The 16,576-nt window shown below is 57.8% G+C and carries 13 protein-coding genes and 2 pseudogenes; 4 read left to right on the top strand and 11 right to left on the bottom strand.

Annotation, left to right across the window (positions count from 1 at the left end):
• Positions 1-256: 256 nt before the first annotated feature.
• The 7 genes and pseudogenes from VR74_RS09170 to VR74_RS09145 all read right to left on the bottom strand — a co-directional run bounded on the left by VR74_RS09170 (position 257) and on the right by VR74_RS09145 (position 8,347).
• Complete coding sequence (locus tag VR74_RS09170) at positions 257-1,411, bottom strand: hypothetical protein (RefSeq protein WP_045696076.1); 1,155 nt, start codon at positions 1,409-1,411, stop codon at positions 257-259.
• Between the two features lie 79 nt (positions 1,412-1,490).
• Positions 1,491-3,875: a polysaccharide biosynthesis tyrosine autokinase gene (locus VR74_RS09165; protein ID WP_299950002.1), complete on the bottom strand. Its 2,385-nt coding sequence runs from the start codon at positions 3,873-3,875 to the stop codon at positions 1,491-1,493.
• A gap of 62 nt (positions 3,876-3,937) precedes the next feature.
• A complete protein-coding gene (locus VR74_RS09160) occupies positions 3,938-5,224 on the bottom strand; it encodes an outer membrane beta-barrel protein (RefSeq protein WP_045696075.1) in 1,287 nt (428 codons plus the stop codon).
• 723 nt (positions 5,225-5,947) lie between these two features.
• Entirely contained in the window at positions 5,948-7,108 is a 1,161-nt protein-coding gene (locus VR74_RS09155) for a glycosyltransferase family 2 protein (protein WP_299950000.1), read from the bottom strand.
• A 165-nt stretch (positions 7,109-7,273) separates the two neighbouring features.
• Positions 7,274-7,798 (bottom strand): annotated as a pseudogene (locus tag VR74_RS09150) (transposase); the annotation flags it as partial.
• An 87-nt stretch (positions 7,799-7,885) separates the two neighbouring features.
• Positions 7,886-8,036, bottom strand: a pseudogene (locus VR74_RS20775) (IS256 family transposase); the annotation flags it as partial.
• A gap of 104 nt (positions 8,037-8,140) precedes the next feature.
• Positions 8,141-8,347, bottom strand: a complete 207-nt coding sequence (locus VR74_RS09145) for a transposase (RefSeq protein WP_045696073.1) — start codon at positions 8,345-8,347, stop codon at positions 8,141-8,143.
• Positions 8,348-8,536: 189 nt separating this feature from the next.
• Between VR74_RS09145 and VR74_RS09140 the strand changes: the two genes are divergently transcribed.
• Both VR74_RS09140 and VR74_RS09135 read left to right on the top strand, forming a co-directional pair.
• The gene (locus tag VR74_RS09140; RefSeq protein WP_299949998.1) at positions 8,537-9,667 is read left to right on the top strand and encodes an NAD(P)/FAD-dependent oxidoreductase; all 1,131 of its coding nucleotides are present in this window, start codon (positions 8,537-8,539) and stop codon (positions 9,665-9,667) included.
• Positions 9,668-9,776: 109 nt separating this feature from the next.
• Positions 9,777-10,670 (top strand): glycosyltransferase family 2 protein, encoded by an 894-nt coding sequence (locus tag VR74_RS09135; RefSeq protein WP_045696071.1) that lies wholly within the window; start codon positions 9,777-9,779, stop codon positions 10,668-10,670.
• Between the two features lie 27 nt (positions 10,671-10,697).
• Here VR74_RS09135 and VR74_RS09130 read toward each other — a convergent pair whose 3' ends face one another.
• The 3 genes from VR74_RS09130 to VR74_RS09120 form a co-directional block, all read right to left on the bottom strand.
• A complete protein-coding gene (locus VR74_RS09130; protein WP_045696069.1) occupies positions 10,698-11,852 on the bottom strand; it encodes an acyl-CoA dehydrogenase family protein in 1,155 nt (384 codons plus the stop codon).
• A gap of 26 nt (positions 11,853-11,878) precedes the next feature.
• Entirely contained in the window at positions 11,879-13,075 is a 1,197-nt protein-coding gene (locus VR74_RS09125) for an acyl-CoA dehydrogenase family protein (protein WP_045696067.1), read from the bottom strand.
• A gap of 145 nt (positions 13,076-13,220) precedes the next feature.
• Positions 13,221-14,222 carry a nicotinate-nucleotide--dimethylbenzimidazole phosphoribosyltransferase gene (locus VR74_RS09120; RefSeq protein WP_045696066.1) on the bottom strand — a complete coding sequence of 334 codons (1,002 nt, stop codon included), beginning with the start codon at positions 14,220-14,222 and terminating at the stop codon, positions 13,221-13,223.
• 138 nt (positions 14,223-14,360) lie between these two features.
• Here VR74_RS09120 and VR74_RS09115 point away from each other — a divergent pair, with 138 nt between their 5' ends.
• Positions 14,361-14,555 (top strand): DUF1289 domain-containing protein, encoded by a 195-nt coding sequence (locus VR74_RS09115; protein ID WP_045696110.1) that lies wholly within the window; start codon positions 14,361-14,363, stop codon positions 14,553-14,555.
• A gap of 2 nt (positions 14,556-14,557) precedes the next feature.
• A complete protein-coding gene (locus VR74_RS09110) occupies positions 14,558-15,079 on the top strand; it encodes a TIGR02281 family clan AA aspartic protease (RefSeq protein ID WP_299949996.1) in 522 nt (173 codons plus the stop codon).
• Here the strand turns inward: VR74_RS09110 and pyk are convergent.
• Positions 15,066-16,490, bottom strand: coding sequence for a pyruvate kinase (pyk, locus tag VR74_RS09105; protein ID WP_045696065.1), 1,425 nt, complete (start codon positions 16,488-16,490; stop codon positions 15,066-15,068). The genes VR74_RS09110 and pyk overlap by 14 nt on opposite strands.
• Between the last annotated feature and the right edge of the window lie 86 nt (positions 16,491-16,576).

Genomic DNA, 16,576 nt, shown 5'->3' with positions numbered 1-16,576 from the left:
GTGATTGGTGTCAGCAACAACAGCTTCCGACGGATCCGCGTAAGATGACCTCCCTCAGGTCAAATTTACACCCCGTCTCAGGACGCGATCCCGACGAAGAACATCACGCGCAGATAGCGGACGGGCGCGAGAGGCCATCGAGCGGCAGACACGTGACAACAGGCCATATCGTAACGAGCGCCTTGCGACCCCGTGCTATAAGGGTCGACGACCTCCAACAATTTTTCATGGTTGACCGGTATGGTCTGCACCATTTTCATTGTGAACGCGCCTTTATAAGTACGCGCTCCAACACCTCCGCGAAAAACCCGTTGGGTTCGACAAACACCTCGTTTGGCATCTCAAGCAACCGTTGCCGACAAGCGGCTAATCTGCTCCGATCGCTCAGTAGGGAAGCAAACAGTTCAGGCAAGGTTTCATCCAGAGGTTCTTCGACGGATATTCCGCAATCATTTCGGTTGATCCATGCGGCCGTCTCCGTGCCAGCCGGCGCGATCGCCGGGGTGGCATAGTAGCCGCCTTCGTAAATGCGGTTGGGCAGCAGCCAGCTGGAGTTGAAGCCCGCTTCCATGAAGTCCCCTGCCCACACGACGTCCAACCCGCCATATATGGCGGCAAGGTCTTCCGGCGACCGGTAACGTCCGCCGAACGCCATGTTCGCGCGCGCATAGATTTCAGACTCAAAGACTGGGATTTCTGTTCGGGCCGGTTGGCCATGCAGCCTGACTTCGAGCTGGTCAGGATAGCGATCAGCCAACGCGCACAACAAGTCAAATGACCTTTGGCATCGCAAATTGCCGACCCAGCCCAACCTGAGTGGCGCATCTGGCTTTGACGCTTGCCGGTCAATGTCGATCGGATCCGGACGCGGCCCGAAATCGCTCGCTGCCGTCAGGCGGTTCTCGACGAGGTAAGGCTCATATAGACCCCGATAGTGCTTCTCGAAATGATTGCGGAGGAAGCCCGGTGAACTCACAACCAGGCCGATCGTGCGACACAGCAAACGCCGCTCAATTCCCCGAAAAATCATGCCTATCCAATCCTTGCGCGTCAGCAGACGGTGGACATCAAGGCTTTCATAGATCACCGGCGTATCCAGCTTCGCGTATCGCTTGGCCAGGAATGCGCAAGCAAGCATGTCCAGATTGCGCGCATAAATCACGTCAGCGGCCGCAAGACCGCTTCTCGAATCAACGGCGATACGCGCTCCCGAAAACACCCGCATTATCCGCTGCAGGAACGCGCCGTCGCGGGTTTGGCCAAGATCGACATTATCCCATTCTGGCGCAACGTCACCTTGTCGGCGCATCATGAAGCCGACGACCGACACACCGCCGTCCTGCATTGCACGCACGCGCCGCAACACTGCTGCATCACCCGCATCATGACCAAAAAATGCCACCTTGATCATTGCATTTCCCTACGCATGACCGGGCACGATTTTGACATCCCCTGGCTATGAGGCTTCGCCCCGCCCACAGGAGTCTGCTTCAGGATCTTGACGTTTCTTTTTGTGATTTCGCACGAGACGTCACTTTTTCGCTGTTCACCGACGGCGAAATGGAGTTCGCAGTTGACTTCATGAAGTTATCCTTTGGCGTCTTGTTCCATCCAAAAATGGACTTCTTTGGCTCCATCGAATAATACTTGCTGTAGGCCTTGTACGCCGCTCCCGGATCATTGTGATGACGACGGCGGTTGAGATCCACCATATTGAGCGTCGTGCCAAGAAGATCAGCATTGAATGACTTCAGCAGGTGTAGCGACTGCTTCACCGCAGATCGAAGCGAACGACGCCACCGAATGACAAGGATCGTCTTGTCGGCCTTGCCCGCAACCACACGGGCTTCTGCCATCAACAGGAGAGGTCCGGTATCGATCAGGATGAGATCATACATAGAACGCAGGCGTGCCAGCAGGTCATCGAATGCCCGCGTACCGAAGACGTCATGTGGAACATGACCTGATTTCGAGAGTGGAAGTATGTCCAGCATGCTCCTGTGATCCTTGCAGATCGCATCCGACAGCTGTCCGGCACCGAACAGATGTTCGATAAAGCCGATTTCCGGAGACAACGCAGCTGCCTCGGTCAACTGGCGACGACGGAAGTCGCCGTCGATCACAAGCGTCCGGGAACCAGACATTGCAGACATGCGTCCGAGGCTCAAGGTCAGGCTGGTCTTGCCTTCGTCCGGCAGAGACGATGTGACAGCCACTGTTTTCGTCTCGCTGTCGATATCAGAGAATGCAATCGCTGCACGAAGATAGCGAATACTTTCTGCGAACGCGGAGAGCGGATTGTCCACGAGGAAGTCTGCGGGGTTCACCTGGGAGAAAGGCAACAAGCTTGTGCTGCGGATCAGTGGCACCGAACCGATCGAATTCACACCAAGCTTGCGCTCAACTTCTTCGGCCGAACTGATCTTCATGTCGAATAATTCGGCGAGCAAAGCCAGCCCACCACCGATGATGCCGCCAAGCAGGCAACCGATAATCAGGTTCAAGAATATCCGTGGCGAACTGGGAGCGCTGGGCACGGACGCTGTCGAAAGGATGTTCGCATCGGCCTGAACCAAGTCGTCCTGCTCGCGTGTCTCCTTCGATCGGCTGATGAACTCCTCGTAGAGCACGCGGCTGGTCTCTGCATCCCGCTCGAGTTCACGCAGGCGCACAAGATTGATATTGTTACCCCGCAGCTGCGCGGTCGACTGGCTGATATTGGAATTGATGCTGCTGATCTGGTCCTGAGCAACCTTGAGTTCGCTCTCAAGATTTGACGCTATCCGGTTTACTTCCGCCGTTATCTGACGTTCGATGTCAGCTGCCTCATTACGTGCGCCGACGAGCTCAGGGTGCGCGGGCCCCAACGTCGTTTCAAGTTCAGCTACGCGCCGCAATATTTGTGCGCGCTGGGTCTTGAGACTCGAGATAACGGGAGAATCCAACACTTCAGCGATGGCATCAATACCTGCGCCGCTGTCGATCTGCCGTTTCATGCTCTGATAACGGGCACGGGCACGGTTCAGCTGGGCTTCCAGCACGCTTTTCTGGTTGGTATTATAGGCAATCTGTTGCTCGGTGAGTGTCGCGCCCTGGGCAGACAACAGCCCGGTCGCTGCCCGGAATTCCTCCACGCGTTGCTCTTTCGCTTCCACTTCATCGCGCAAACCAGCCACGCGATCGGATAGCCAGGCTGTCGCGCGCCGGGTCGCTTCGAGTTTGGAATCGAGCTGCTGCACACGGTACTGGTCCGCGACGGCATTCGCAATCCGCGCAGCCGTTTCGGGGGAGCTGCTCGTCACTTCGACATCGATCAGATAGGTCGTCCCGACGCGGCTGATATTTACCTTGCCCATCAGGGTTCGGACAACTGTCTCAAGAATGGCCGACTCGCGTTCCTCAGGGCTGAGGTTTGCATAGGGCGTCACGTCCTTCTTGGCTTGACCCGTCCAAGACCTGACCTGATCAAACATGCTCGGCTTGCGCTCGACGAGGGTCCAGTTGAATTCCGGATCTTCCACGAGCTTGAGCTTGGTCGCGACCTTGGTAAGAATCGACTTCGAGCCCATCACCCGAACTTCCGTGTCGATCACGGCCGTGCTGGCAGCCAGTCCACCGAGTACACTGCCCAGATCAATGACGTTTTCCTTGTTCGTATCGAGCTGCAAGATCGCATTTGCTTTGTACATCGGTGTCTGCGTGAAGGTCACGTACGCAACGAGCAGAACCGTCACGAGAAAGCCGGTCGCGATGATCCAGAAGCGGCGGTAGACGGTGCCTACCAGCGCCTTGAAGTCAATCGGCATGTTATCGCGCGCATCACCAACGTGTGATACAGCCTGCGAGGGAATTTCCAGACTATAAGTCTTGGTCAAGGTACTACACCATCTCATTTCGGCCGCAGCCCGAAGAACGGGTTACGGATATATTGGGGCTATCAGGGATAAAGTTTCAGGCCGACGCCAATCTGGTTGACGTCATATGAGGGGTCGCCAAAAACGCCAGCGCCGCTCGAATCGCGAGCTATGTGCCGGGCGAAAGCTTCGACATGAACCCGCTTGCTCAGCTTGTACGCCGCCGTCAGCGACAGGTCGTTGATATCGTCCGTCCGGTCAATTTCCTGATAGTCATAGCTCGAAACACTGGCCTCTGCACTCAGGATGACGTTGCGGCGCAGCTCGTGGTCAACGCGCGCGCCGAAATTGGTTTGAAGTGCGCTCGGTGAATCGATCACGCCGATATCGACGACCCGGCGCCCTGCAGTAAAGCCAACCGTTGTCAGCCGGCTCGGGAACCATTGCATACGCCCATCCACGGACACGCCATCGACGTCATTGAAGTAGTCGTCATCCTTGTCTTCGTTCAGGTAGCCGATCGCGATATCACCTCGGACAAGCGAGTTGAGTTCAAAATCGGCACCGGCGGCCACTGTGTAACCGCTTGAATCGCGCGAGCGGAACGCACCGCCCAGGAATTGGGGTTCATCATACGAACGATCGATGATCGAGCCCTGGGTATACACGGCCAGATTTGGTGACACTGCGTAGGACAGTCGGGTTTGAGCGACCGTGGTACTGCTGTCGCGATAGTCCTGGTCGACCAGTATTCCGGTACCGGCCTCGCGGCCGTCTTCGTAGTTTTCCTGCGACGCTTCAACGAAATTGGTCCAGCGGAAACGGTCACTTTGGTAATTCGCATTCACCGACGCACCGACGCGTGTGATTCCGATCGGGCGATCGAGGCCGGAAGCATTCGCCAGGTCCGTTCGAGCTTCGACCCGATCTTCAACGAATACAGCGCCGCCGACCGACACATCACGACTAACGTTCAGCCGGCCACGCAACCGTCCGCGCAGATCATTCGAAGACTCTTCGTCGCCTTCAATGTATTCGTTGCGAAACGCTGACACATCCAGGCCTATTTCATGCACATTCCAGTTTGTGCGAGCGGCCACTTCCATGCCTAGCCGGGCGACAGTACCGGATTCCTCATTCGAGTTTGTCGCACGAATGTTGTCGACATAGGTCAGAGAGGCACTGGCATTGGAATTAACCAGGAATGCACCAAGGCGAATGGGCTCGGGATCGTAGGCGGGTTGACGGCGGTCCAGGACCGACTCGTACTTGTCGCGGCTATAGTAATTCTCGCCCTGAGCGGCTGCGCTCGCAGCCATCACACTGCTGGCAGCAACGCTCAGCAGGCAAAAACGCTTGAATTTCGACATGAATGCAATCCCCTTGGTAAATTATGGTTTGTGTCAGTTCATAACAGCCTGCCGCGCGCTGCAAGCTTTAGACCATGTTTGCCGTTAACGTGCGGTTGTTGCGCCCCGGCTGCCAGCCTACTCACCGCACGCACCAGATTGTCGCAAACGCGGTGAATTCGAACAGTCTCTTTGCACGACACGGATGAAAATGCGCTGAATACGATAGCTGAAATTTCGAGTATTGGCGCACGGCTCCCTGTCAATCGCATCAGCCCCCCAGACGGCAAGCAGATCGTCGCTGCGCCGTCCCGAAATCAGGAAACGATTACCTGGAGTTGAAAGTTTCTCTATCATCCCCACCCATATTCTATGTGTGTCGCCAAATCGCCTGCACTTATCCCGACCAGTTCATATGCGCGGAGCATTCCAGCCTTCGCACATTACGGCTTAAGGTCCAGTCCAACGAGAAACGTCCGAAATTGCAACATGCTCACCAGAAGTTAATGCTACACGTTTGATAATTTATTGTCACCCTGCGTCCCCTGCTGATACAGGGATAATGTGACATGAACGCGCGTTCTTTTCATATTATCAAGGTAGCGCCCCATCAGATGGTGTAATTCGTGAACGCCGTCCTTGCTGCGGTGATGGGTTCAGTTGTCCACGCAGGGCAGGCTGAGAACAGGGTTATAGAGAGGTGGCTCGGTTCATCTGAACAGGCCATGCGTACAGATTCGTACTTCAAATATCCCTTTTAACGCGAAAGGCGCCTGCGAAGCGCAGCCTTGTCATACACAGAAACAACGCCAATGCTTTCAACATATGCCCGCCGCGCAATTCACTCCAAACACGCCATCTCAATCCCAAGGCCAGAGACGAAGCTATTTGCGAACCAGGACGCGAACCATCGGCCAACCTCTCAAGCGCAAGCATGAGAGAGCGATCCGTGATGATCTCATCACAGCCGTACTTTCCAGCGAGTGAGCGCCATATAATGCTTGATTCCGCCTCGCTCAGTGGATCCTTCGTAAGGTCTCTGGCAGCACTAAAGTCTTCAATTGCAAGATCCCACAGCTTCTTGCGGGCCATTATCGCGCCGCGGCTCAGAAGCGCGTACCGAAGCGCCGCTGGACCGACCAGTTCCTTGTGAGGTGGGATGTACTCTTCAAGATCAAAACTCGCATATATATTTCTGAATATGGATTGGTCGTTCTCGACCCATTTGGAATCACGCTGATCACTGGAGATCGCCCTGGCGCCCGCCCCCCGTTCGCCGTCATGAACGCGCTGAAGAAACACAACGTCTTCGGTCGAGGCTACCTTTGCGGCCCGCGCCAAACGAATAAGCATTTCGTAATCCTGCGAACGCGCCCGGTTAATATCGAACGGACCCACACGATCATACAGAGACTTGCGGACAAGCATTCCGGGCTGGTGGACAAACATATCTTCCATCGTCGCGATCAGGAACTCGTCCGGCAAGCATTCGCACCAGTAACCAGTATCGAACCGCCTGATCTCGCCTGATGGTTTAGCTGAAAATCGCTCATGCCTTCCGTATGCGAACTCCGCGTCGGGGTCGCGGTCGAACAAATCAATCAGGGTCTGCAGCGCATCTGGATTCATCAGATCGTCATCGTCGACGATCCAGATCAGCCCGTCTCGCGCATGGCGAAGACCCAGGTTAAGCGCAGCGGATTTACCCTGGTTCTCCTGGGTCAGGATGCGGACCCTGTCGCCCAGTGTTGAAAGCCTCTTCAACGTATCATCAGTGGATCCGTCGTTTATGACAACGATCTCATCCGGCAAACGGGATTGCGCAAAAACTGAGGCTAACGTGGCAAGCAGCAATTCAGAACGATTGTAAGTCGGGATCAGAACTGTAACGAATTGGCACGACATGTAGCTTGTTCCAAATCTTTGAAGACCTAAAGGCGTCCCGGCCTTCCTTGTGGGCGTCAACTCGGAACTTTGCGCTAATGTACCATGCAATGGGCAGGCCAACAGCTTGGATAAAATACGATGCCGAATCAAGCTTAGCCCGCAACGCCGGAGTATCCGTCTTGGTCAAGCCAGTCTTGGTTCCCATTTCCGGTCAGCCCTGATGAGGGCATTTGCGAGGATGATGAGTTTTCGCATGATTGCGGTGAGCGCGACTTTTGGTGGTTTACCGCGTGCCGTCATGGCCTGGCACATGGCAGCGAAGTCCGGATTGAACCGGGCAGCGACCAGAGCTGGCATGTAAAGGGCCTGACGGACATTTACCCTGCCTCCGGTAACGAAGGCCTTGCCCGTCCGCTTGCCGGACTGGCGGGTCATGAGCGCAGTTCCCGAGAGGGCGGCTATGGCCTGACTGTCGAGAGTTCCGAGCTCTGGCATGTCGGCGATCAGGGTAAAGGCTGAACGTGTGGCGAGGCCGGGGATAGACGTCAGGACGCCAAACCTTCTGGCAAGGTCCTGGTCGCTTTCAATAATGGCCAGCATCCTGTCTTCGATGGCCTCCAGATGGCGCGCTACCTGGGCGAGGCGTTCGCGTGACTGGCGTTTCAGCAACGGGCTTTGTAGCGATTTCTCCCGGTTCCTGGCTGCGGTAATGGGTTCAGTTGCCCACGTCGGACAGACTGGGAACAGGGTTATCGGGACTGTCCCGAATATTGTGCTAGTGGCCCGTTTCCATTATCAGACCACGAACCTGTCACGCAAGATGACAGCGAACTGGGTCTTTGCCTCGAACCATTCACGTGGGGGGCCGTGACCATTCCTGGGCAGCGTGGTTGAGGACTAAGTATCGCAGCTTCATAGCGGCCTCGTCACTCGGGAAGTGACCGCGCCGACTGTCCACTGGATGGTCGGGAAGCAGGATCACTTGCGCAGCTTCGGGATATCGAGATCGATCCGGCCAGCCCGGTTCCGCGGGAAATCGCCATGCGATTTCTATTCCGCTTCACCCCAAGCCCGTTCGCGGTATCCGTTCCTGCAAACGTTGCGATCCGCAGAGCGGTTAACGGAAGCCGTGCCCGTGCGCGCCTCCGTTTCCATCTCCATGATCGGTCCGGCCGCAAAGGCCAGCATGCCGTGCACCAGATCATCGTTGGTGCTCTGGTCAATCAGCTCGAATAGAGCCAGTCTGTCTTCGGTCATGGTGTGTGGTCCTTCTGCTTGTAATATCGAAACCACAATCTCGACGGATTTGCGCACGATGACCTTCGTCGGGTCGAATTTACACCCTGTTCCGGAATGCGACCATTATTAACAAGCTTTTGCATAATTCATGATTTCCTCTCTCACCCTCCTCACTGAAGCCCATCGTAGCGCGTGGGACAGTGTGTAGTGACAGACGTCGATATGATCGTCATCGGCGCTGGCGCCATCGGGCTTGCTTGCGCCGCCGAATTGGCTCGCCGCGGGCACGAAACGTATGTCCTTGAGTCTGCGCGGGCGATCGGCACAGGAACGTCCTCGCGCAACAGCGAAGTTATCCACGCAGGCCTCTATTATCGGACGGGCAGCTTGCGCCATCGCTTGTGCGTTTCTGGCCGGCGCAAGCTCTACGCCTACCTTGCCCAGCATACCATCCCACACAAACGCACGGGCAAGCTGATTGTCTCCACAGATCCCAGTCAGCAAGAAACGCTGGAATCCCTGTTCGCTCAAGGTCGGCATAATGACGTAGAAGGCTTGAGGATGCTCAGCGCATCCGAGGCAAGAAAACTTGAACCCCGTCTTCGTTGCGATACCGCGCTTCTGTCCGAAGAAACCGGTCTGATCGACAGCCACACCTTCATGGCCACCCTCCGAAACGAGCTCGAGGATCACGGCGGCAATGTGCTGTTTGACGCGACGGTTCTGGAAATGCGGATCCTGCCCGATGGCCGGTTCGAACTCAGTGTAGGTGGACGGGAGCCTTACACGATCACCACCCGGCACCTGATCAACAGTGCCGGCCTGCATGCGCATGGTCTGGCCGCTCGGATGGAGGGATATGACACGTCCCTGTTGCCCGGCTTTAAACTTGCCAAGGGCAATTACTTCAGCTGTCAGTCGCGGCCCTCGTTTTCGAGGCTGATCTATCCTGTACCCGTTGTCGGCGGATTGGGCATTCACGTTACGCTGGATCTGGCCGGACAAATGCGCTTCGGGCCCGACGTCGAATGGCTCGATCACAATGACCCTGACCGGGTCGATTACCATGTGGACCCCGAGCGTTCTGAATCATTCTATGAAGCCGTTCGGGCCTATTGGCCGGGCCTTCCGGACGGCGCGATCGTGCCGGACTATTCGGGATGTCGTCCTAAGCTGGCAGGACCCAACGAACCCGCTGCTGATTTCAGGATCGACGGCCCAGCGCTGCACGGCTATGAAGGTCTGGTTCACCTGTTTGGCATCGAATCCCCCGGGCTTACGAGTTCGCTTGCGATTGCAGACCACGTCGCAGATGCGTTGAGAACTTACCCCGTTTGAATAGCTTTTATGGGCCCAATCGTCGCTGGAACAAGACTTGCACCGAGTGGAGCAGCCCGATGCAGAGCCATTTCCAACCCGACCGAGCAGACTCTGAGGAAAAAATACCTTGTTGATCGAGATCTGTGTCTGCACGTTCCGCCGCGCGTCCCTGGCAGACACGCTTCGCTCGCTCGGACGTCAGGTCCTGCCTGAAGGCTCTGACCTTCGCATCATCGTCGCCGACAATGACGAAGTGCCGTCGGCGCAGGAACAGGTCACCCGTATTGCGCAGGATTTGCCGGTTCCGGTCCACTATGTCCATGCACCCAGCCGGAACATCTCAATAGCCCGAAACGCCTGTCTGGACGCGGCGACCGGCGATTTCCTGGCTTTCATAGATGATGACGAGGTGGCTCCGCCGACCTGGATCGCTGACATACATGCCCTGCTTGTGTCGGGCCCCTATGATGCTGTTTTCGGACCGGCCATTGCCGAGTATCCCGATACAGCTCCAGCCTGGATAAAGCAGGGAGAGTATCACTCCAATCTGCCGACAGCCCGCAACGGAATCGTGCAGACAGGCCATACATGCAACGCCCTTATCCGGACACATGCCCCCTGCTTCCACAACCAGCGCTTCCTGCTGGAAAAAGGCCGAACCGGGGGTGAAGATACCGAGTTCTTCTTCCGGGCTTGGCGGGCTGGCGCCAAGTTTGCCCGTTCCGACACAGCCAAAGTCTTCGAACCCGTTGATCCGTCACGCCTTGGTTTTGCTTGGATCGCAAAGCGGCGGTTCAGGTCCGGGATCACGTACGGCCGCCTCGAAAGAGGAAGATTATCCCTCGCCATGGCAGGCGTTTCACTGTGTTTGACAATCCTGAAAATTGCCTATTGCATGGTTCGGGCCTTGCTGGCGGTCTTCTCCAGCACCCGGCGCAATTTCTGGCTCCTGAGGGCCGTGTTCCATTCAGGCGTTATCACGTCAATCTCGTCCGTGAAGGAACAGGAACTGTACGGATAACGCCCGATCTGGCTTAGCGTATCGCGGCTATTCGGCCGCGATGGGAAGGTCCACGGCTGAGAGTTCGGTGTAGCGTTTCAGGTGATGATCGACATTGCCGAATTCGGCATCGATCATTGTCAGGCGCTTGAAATAGTGGCCGACGGCCATCTCGTCCGTCATGCCCATGCCGCCGTGGATCTGGATCGCCTGCTGGCCGACAAAGCGTCCGCCCTGGCCGATCCGGACCTTTGCGGCGGAGGCGGCCTTCTTCCGCGTGACGTCATCTTCATCAAGCTTCAGCGTGGCCATGTACGTCATGGACACAGACTGCTCATGCTCCATGAACATATCCACCATGCGGTGTTGAAGGACCTGGAACTTGCCGATGGCAACGCCGAACTGCTTGCGATTGCGCGAATACTCGACCGTCATTTCATGCGCGATTTTCATCGCACCACAGGCTTCGGCGCACAGGGCGGCAATTGCCTCGTCCGTCACGAGTTCCACCAATGGCAGACCATTATCGACTTCGCCGATAACGGCATCCGCGCCGACCGACACGTCCTCGAAATAGACTTCCGACGCCCGGCGGCCGTCGACCGTTGGATAGTCGCGCGTCGAGACGCCGCTGGCATCCTTCGCGACGACAAACACCGTGACACCCTTGGCATCGCGGCGTGCGCCGGATGTGCGGGCGGTGACTACAAAATGAGTTGCCCAGGGCGCGCCGATGACAACCGCCTTGTGGCCATTGATCTTGAAGCCGGCACCATCTTTCGTGGCGGTCGTCTCAAGATCGGCAAGATTGTAGCGGCCTCGTGGCTCGGCATAGGCGAACGCAAAGATCTGCTCGCCAGACATGATACCGGCCAGATGCTCGGCCTTCTGGGCATCGCTGCCCCGCTTCAGAAAACCACCGCCGCAAACGACGCTTGGAAGGTAAGGCTCAACAACAAGTCCCTTGCCGAACTCTTCCATCACGACCATTGCGTCGATCGGGCCGCCGCCCAGGCCGCCATCTTCTTCGCTGAACGGCGCCATCAGCAGTCCAAGCTCGGCAAACTGCGCCCACATTTCAGGACGCCAGCCATCCTTCGACGCCACGACCTTGCGGCGTGTATCGAAATCATACTGCTCCCGGATCAGCCTCGAAAGGCTGTCGCGAATCATGGTCTGCTCTTCGGTGAAATTGAAATCCATGTACTTTTCTCCCTGCCCCGTGTGCCCTAGAGGCCCAGGATCATCTTGCTGATAATGCCGCGCTGAATTTCGTTCGATCCGCCATAGATCGACGTCTTGCGCATGTTGAAATAGGTCTCCGCCGCGAAGTTGGAGTGGTCTGGACCAACGCCCCGTTCGTTGGAGCCGTCGGGCTCCATGCCCGCGGTATACGGCTCGGCATAATTACCCACCGCCTCAAGCGTGAGCTCGGTCAAACGCTGCTGGATCTCGGTTCCCTTGATCTTGAGGATCGAGCTTTCCGGTCCCGGGCCTTTACCTGCCGATTCAGAGGCAAGTGTACGCAGTTCCGTGAATTCCAGCGCCGTCAGGTCAATTTCGAGCTGGCTGATCTTGCGGGCAAAATCGCCGGATTTGATCAGCGGCTCGCCATCCACGAGTTCCTCGCTGGCAATCGCCCGGAGTTTTTCGACGCCGCGCTTGGAGCGCGCGACGCCTGCAATTCCGGAACGCTCATGAGCAAGCAGGAACTTGGCGCAGGTCCAGCCTTCGTTTTCCTTGCCGACAAGGTTTTCGATCGGCACGCGCACGTCTGTCAACCAGGTTTCGTTCACCTCATGGCCACCGTCGATCAGCTTGATCGGGCGCACTTCAACGCCAGGCGTTTTCATGTTGACGAGAATGAAGCTGATGCCTTCCTGCGGCTTTTTCGCGTTCGGGTCAGTGCGGCAGAGGAAGAAGCCCCAGTCAGCGAACTGGGCGAGTGTCGTCCAGGTTTTCTGGCCATTGATGACCCAATGATCGCCGTCACGTACAGCTGTCGTCTTCACGCTCGCAAGGTCAGAACCGGCACCCGGCTCGGAATACCCCTGGCACCACCACACATCACCGGAAAGAATACCCGGCAGGTGTTCTTTCTTCTGCTCCTCGGTGCCGAAGGTGTAGATAACTGGCGCAACCATCGCCACGCCGAACGGCAAAGGCATGATCGCATCAACGCGGGCATTCTCTTCAGACCAGATGTAGCGCTGGGTCGATGTCCACCCGGTGCCGCCATACTTTTCCGGCCAGGCTGGAGCGGACCAGCCCTTTTTTCCGAGAATCTTGTGCCAGGCGAGAAACTGCTCGCGAGTCAGATCCTCGCGTGTTCCAAATCCCATTAGCTCTTTAGGATAATTTTCGGAAATGAAGCTGCGAACTTCATCGCGGAAAGCAATTTCCTCTGGGGAAAAATCAAGATTCATGAGCGTGGAACTCCTCCGGGCAGATTTTTAGCTTGGCTTGGACTCTTTATGTCAGTCAAAACGGCTCCATGGCAAGGTTACGCGCACGTAAACGTAAACTTTGACGCAGGTAATCCATGCTATTACGCAAGGTTAGTATGCGTATTCAGGTGCTCGCTGGCTCGGCGATGAAGGGCGCGCAGGCCGTTTTCAGAACGCCGATTGCCGTCGCCGAACCCAATCCGCCTCCAGTCTGGAACTCAAGCTGCATGAGCGGCTTCATGCCGAGTCGCTCCAGGGCTGCCTCATGGGCGGGTCGCTGGGTGGTGTGAGAGGCGATGCAGTGACTGATGGCGGTGGGGTCGATGGCGTGAACAACACCCGCAGCGATCGTGGTGGCGAAACCGTCCAGCACCACGGGGACACCTTCATGGCGCGCAGCAATGATGGCGCCGACACAGGCCGCAAGTTCCCGCCCGCCAAGACAGCGCAGCGCCTCCAGCGGGTCAGACAAGTGGCCGCGGTGAAGCGTCAACGCCCGGCTGACCAGTTCAACGCGCCGCTTGGACAGGGCCGGTGGCGTATGGTTGCTGGGCCGCACCCAGTAATCCGGCGAACCACCGTAAAGTGCGCAGGCGACAGCCGCCGCCGCAGTCCCGACGCCGGCACCAGACACGGCCAGGGCGAGCAGGTCCGGCTTGTCCTCGACAGCCTCGAACCCGAAGGCAATCGTCGCAGCGCATTCGCGTTCGCTCATGGCGGCTGTATCGGCAATGCTCGGCGTTGGAGTGTCCAGCGCGAGTTCGAACACGCGGATATTCGCGCCAGCCTGCGTCGCAATCGCGGACAGAGGGGCGCGCCCCTCCTGCAAGGCTTCGACATGCGCCCGCGTATCCATGTTCGACGAGAGCGACACGCCTTCTTCGACCAGGCCGTGCGATCCGGCAAAAATCACGAGGGCCGGCTTCTCGATCCGGGGCGGATAGCGGTGCTGCCAGTTAGCCAGCCAGATGGCGGCTTCGCCCAGGCGGCCGAAGTCACCCTCGCGCCCCATCGTAAGCAAGGCCGCGCTGACCTGATCCCCCGGTCCGGTATCGAGCGGAATTCGCTTCAGGATCAACGCACGAACGTCTTCGAGAGGAGCCGTATTGTTGGCAGGTTCAGTCACGTCGGTCAGTCTCCAGATCCCGCGCAATTGGGGACAGTGCGTATTTATCAGAGAAAACGGCAAGTGCACGACAAGGATTTGTTACCTGGCACCGTGCCATACTTGCCCATCCTGCTCCATGAACTACGCTGTATATTGATGACTGACCAACCGATAAAGACTCCCTGCATAAAAGTCTGCGCCATAGACGCCACAACAGGTTGGTGCCTTGGGTGCGGTCGCACGCTGCCCGAAATCGGGCGCTGGATGGCCATGGGCGGTGACGCGCGCGATGATGTCATGGCTGCGCTTCCCGGGCGGGTTTCGCAGCTCAAAGCCATGGGCAGGAGGTAGGCATGGGCGGATTGGCCGGAAAAGCAGTATCGATGATCGTGGCGGCCAGCCTCGTTGCCGCAACGACAATCCTTTTTGTCGTTCCCAAACTGAACGAACGTAATGCCCCGGCTCCGGCCTCCGTGGAAGCCCCGGCGACGCCACAGGTCACATTCGCAAACGCCGCCATCATTGATCGCGAACCGGATGGCCACTACTGGACCCGGGCCGATGTCGATGGAACCGCCGTCAAGTTCATGGTCGATACCGGTGCAAGCACGGTGGCGATCACATTCCGGGATGCGCAGCGCATCGGCCTCAAGCCGGAAGAACTGGATTTCAAATGGGAAATCAGAACGGCTGGCGGGATCGTCTACGGCGCAGCCGTCACCCTCGACCGGATCCGGATTGGCCAGGTCGAAGTGGAGAACGTCGAGGGAATGGTCCTGCGCGAGGGCCTTGATCAGTCCCTTCTCGGCATGACGTTTCTGGGCGAACTCTACTCCTACGAATTCCGCAAGAGCCAGCTCCTCATACGCCAGTGACCGTCCTGCCATCCTGCCCTTTGCCGATACCGATCTCCCAGGCAAACCGGGTCTCGTCCCCTGCCCATCGCGCATAGGCAACCCGGCCTTGAAGGCCTGCCGCATTCATCAGGTCTCGATACCAGGTTTGCTCACCGGCATTCAGGCGCTGGGGATGCACGCCCCAGAGCAAGCATGCCTGACGTAAACGCTGATCATCAAGTGATCCATATAATATCGGCACGCCGCCGCGGACGCGCGAAAAGCGCGCAAGGCGCTCGAAAGCCCCCGTGCGCAAGGCCAGCGCCACAGCGCCTTCCGACTCTGCCATCTCCAGCGACGTTCGCGCGACGACATCGATGGCGTTTGAACACGTGCCCTCGCCGTCGAACTCTGCAATCGAGCGATGATAATCATCTGCCTTCTCTGTGGCCCTGATGATTCTGGACATGATGGCCACCGCAGTCGCAGGGTGGCGGCCAACGGCTGTTTCTGCTGACAGCATGACCGCGTCGGCGCCCTGATAGATCGCTGTTGCAACATCGCTGGCTTCGGCACGCGTTGGCGCCGAATTCTCGATCATCGATTCCAGCATCTGTGTCGCAACAATGACCGGCCTGCCCGCCGCCCGCGCTGCGCGAACGATCCGGCGCTGGATCACGGGCACATCCTCCGGCGCGAACTCCACGCCAAGGTCACCACGGGCGACCATGACCGCGTCGGCCGCTTCAACTATTGCGATGAGGTTGGCAATCGCCGCCGGCTTTTCCAGCTTGGCAACGAGCGGCGCCCGGCCGGCAATGATCGCCTTGGTCTCCAGAATATCCTCCACCGTCTGCACAAAGGACAGCGCGACAATGTCGACACCGATCTCGAGCGCGAAGGCGAGATCCTTGCGGTCCTTGTCTGTCAGCGCCTGCACGGGAAGGGCCTTGCCGCGAACGGTGAAGCCCTTTTTGTCACCCAACTTGCCGGGTACTTCCGATCTCACACGCGGCTGGTTTCCAGCCTGCGTGACTGTCAGGATCAGTTTGCCATCATCCACCAGGATCGTGTCGCCAACTTCCAGCATGGCGACGATCTCGGTGTGAGGCACAGGTATAACGTCATCCCGGTCCGTTTCATCGCCTGCAATCAGGTCGTATTCCGCCCGGAAGCCGAGCCGCATGCTACCGCCTGGAAACTTGCCCACCCGGACCTTTGGCCCTTGCAGGTCAGCAAGCGTTGCCAGCGGCTGGCCCAGTGCAGCCTCGGCGGCGCGAACCGCCTCAAGCGCCTCGCGATGCGCCTCATGCTCGCCATGGCTGAAATTCAGCCGGAACACGTCCACGCCCGCTTCGGCCAGCGCGCGGATTTCCTTGCGCGAACGGCTGCCAGGGCCAAGCGTCGCCACGATCTTGGCATTCTCTCCGCGAATCTTGTTCGTGGGCATTGCGTCTCTCCCCATGGCCCCCGCGGCACATCAGTTGCTGCGCAGCCTTTATGCGACTCGCGCAGTCTAGGCCAGCAGCATATCAC

Origin of the sequence: Hyphomonas sp. BRH_c22 (genome assembly GCF_000961795.1) — a bacterium.
Taxonomy (GTDB): Bacteria; Pseudomonadota; Alphaproteobacteria; order Caulobacterales; family Hyphomonadaceae; genus Hyphomonas.
This window is presented reverse-complemented; position numbering and strand designations above follow the sequence as displayed.

What these genes read in the sequence shown, in the direction of transcription:
- VR74_RS09170 (WP_045696076.1), bottom strand. Translation starts at nt 1,411, where the DNA reads ATGATCAAGGTGGCATTTTTTGGTCATGATGCGGGTGATGCAGCAGTG.
- VR74_RS09115 (WP_045696110.1), top strand. Translation starts at nt 14,361, where the DNA reads ATGACTGACCAACCGATAAAGACTCCCTGCATAAAAGTCTGCGCCATA.
- VR74_RS09125 (WP_045696067.1), bottom strand. Translation starts at nt 13,075, where the DNA reads ATGAATCTTGATTTTTCCCCAGAGGAAATTGCTTTCCGCGATGAAGTT.
- VR74_RS09160 (WP_045696075.1), bottom strand. Translation starts at nt 5,224, where the DNA reads ATGTCGAAATTCAAGCGTTTTTGCCTGCTGAGCGTTGCTGCCAGCAGT.
- pyk (WP_045696065.1), bottom strand. Translation starts at nt 16,490, where the DNA reads ATGCCCACGAACAAGATTCGCGGAGAGAATGCCAAGATCGTGGCGACG.
- VR74_RS09130 (WP_045696069.1), bottom strand. Translation starts at nt 11,852, where the DNA reads ATGGATTTCAATTTCACCGAAGAGCAGACCATGATTCGCGACAGCCTT.
- VR74_RS09145 (WP_045696073.1), bottom strand. Translation starts at nt 8,347, where the DNA reads ATGACCGAAGACAGACTGGCTCTATTCGAGCTGATTGACCAGAGCACC.
- VR74_RS09155 (WP_299950000.1), bottom strand. Translation starts at nt 7,108, where the DNA reads ATGTCGTGCCAATTCGTTACAGTTCTGATCCCGACTTACAATCGTTCT.
- VR74_RS09110 (WP_299949996.1), top strand. Translation starts at nt 14,558, where the DNA reads ATGGGCGGATTGGCCGGAAAAGCAGTATCGATGATCGTGGCGGCCAGC.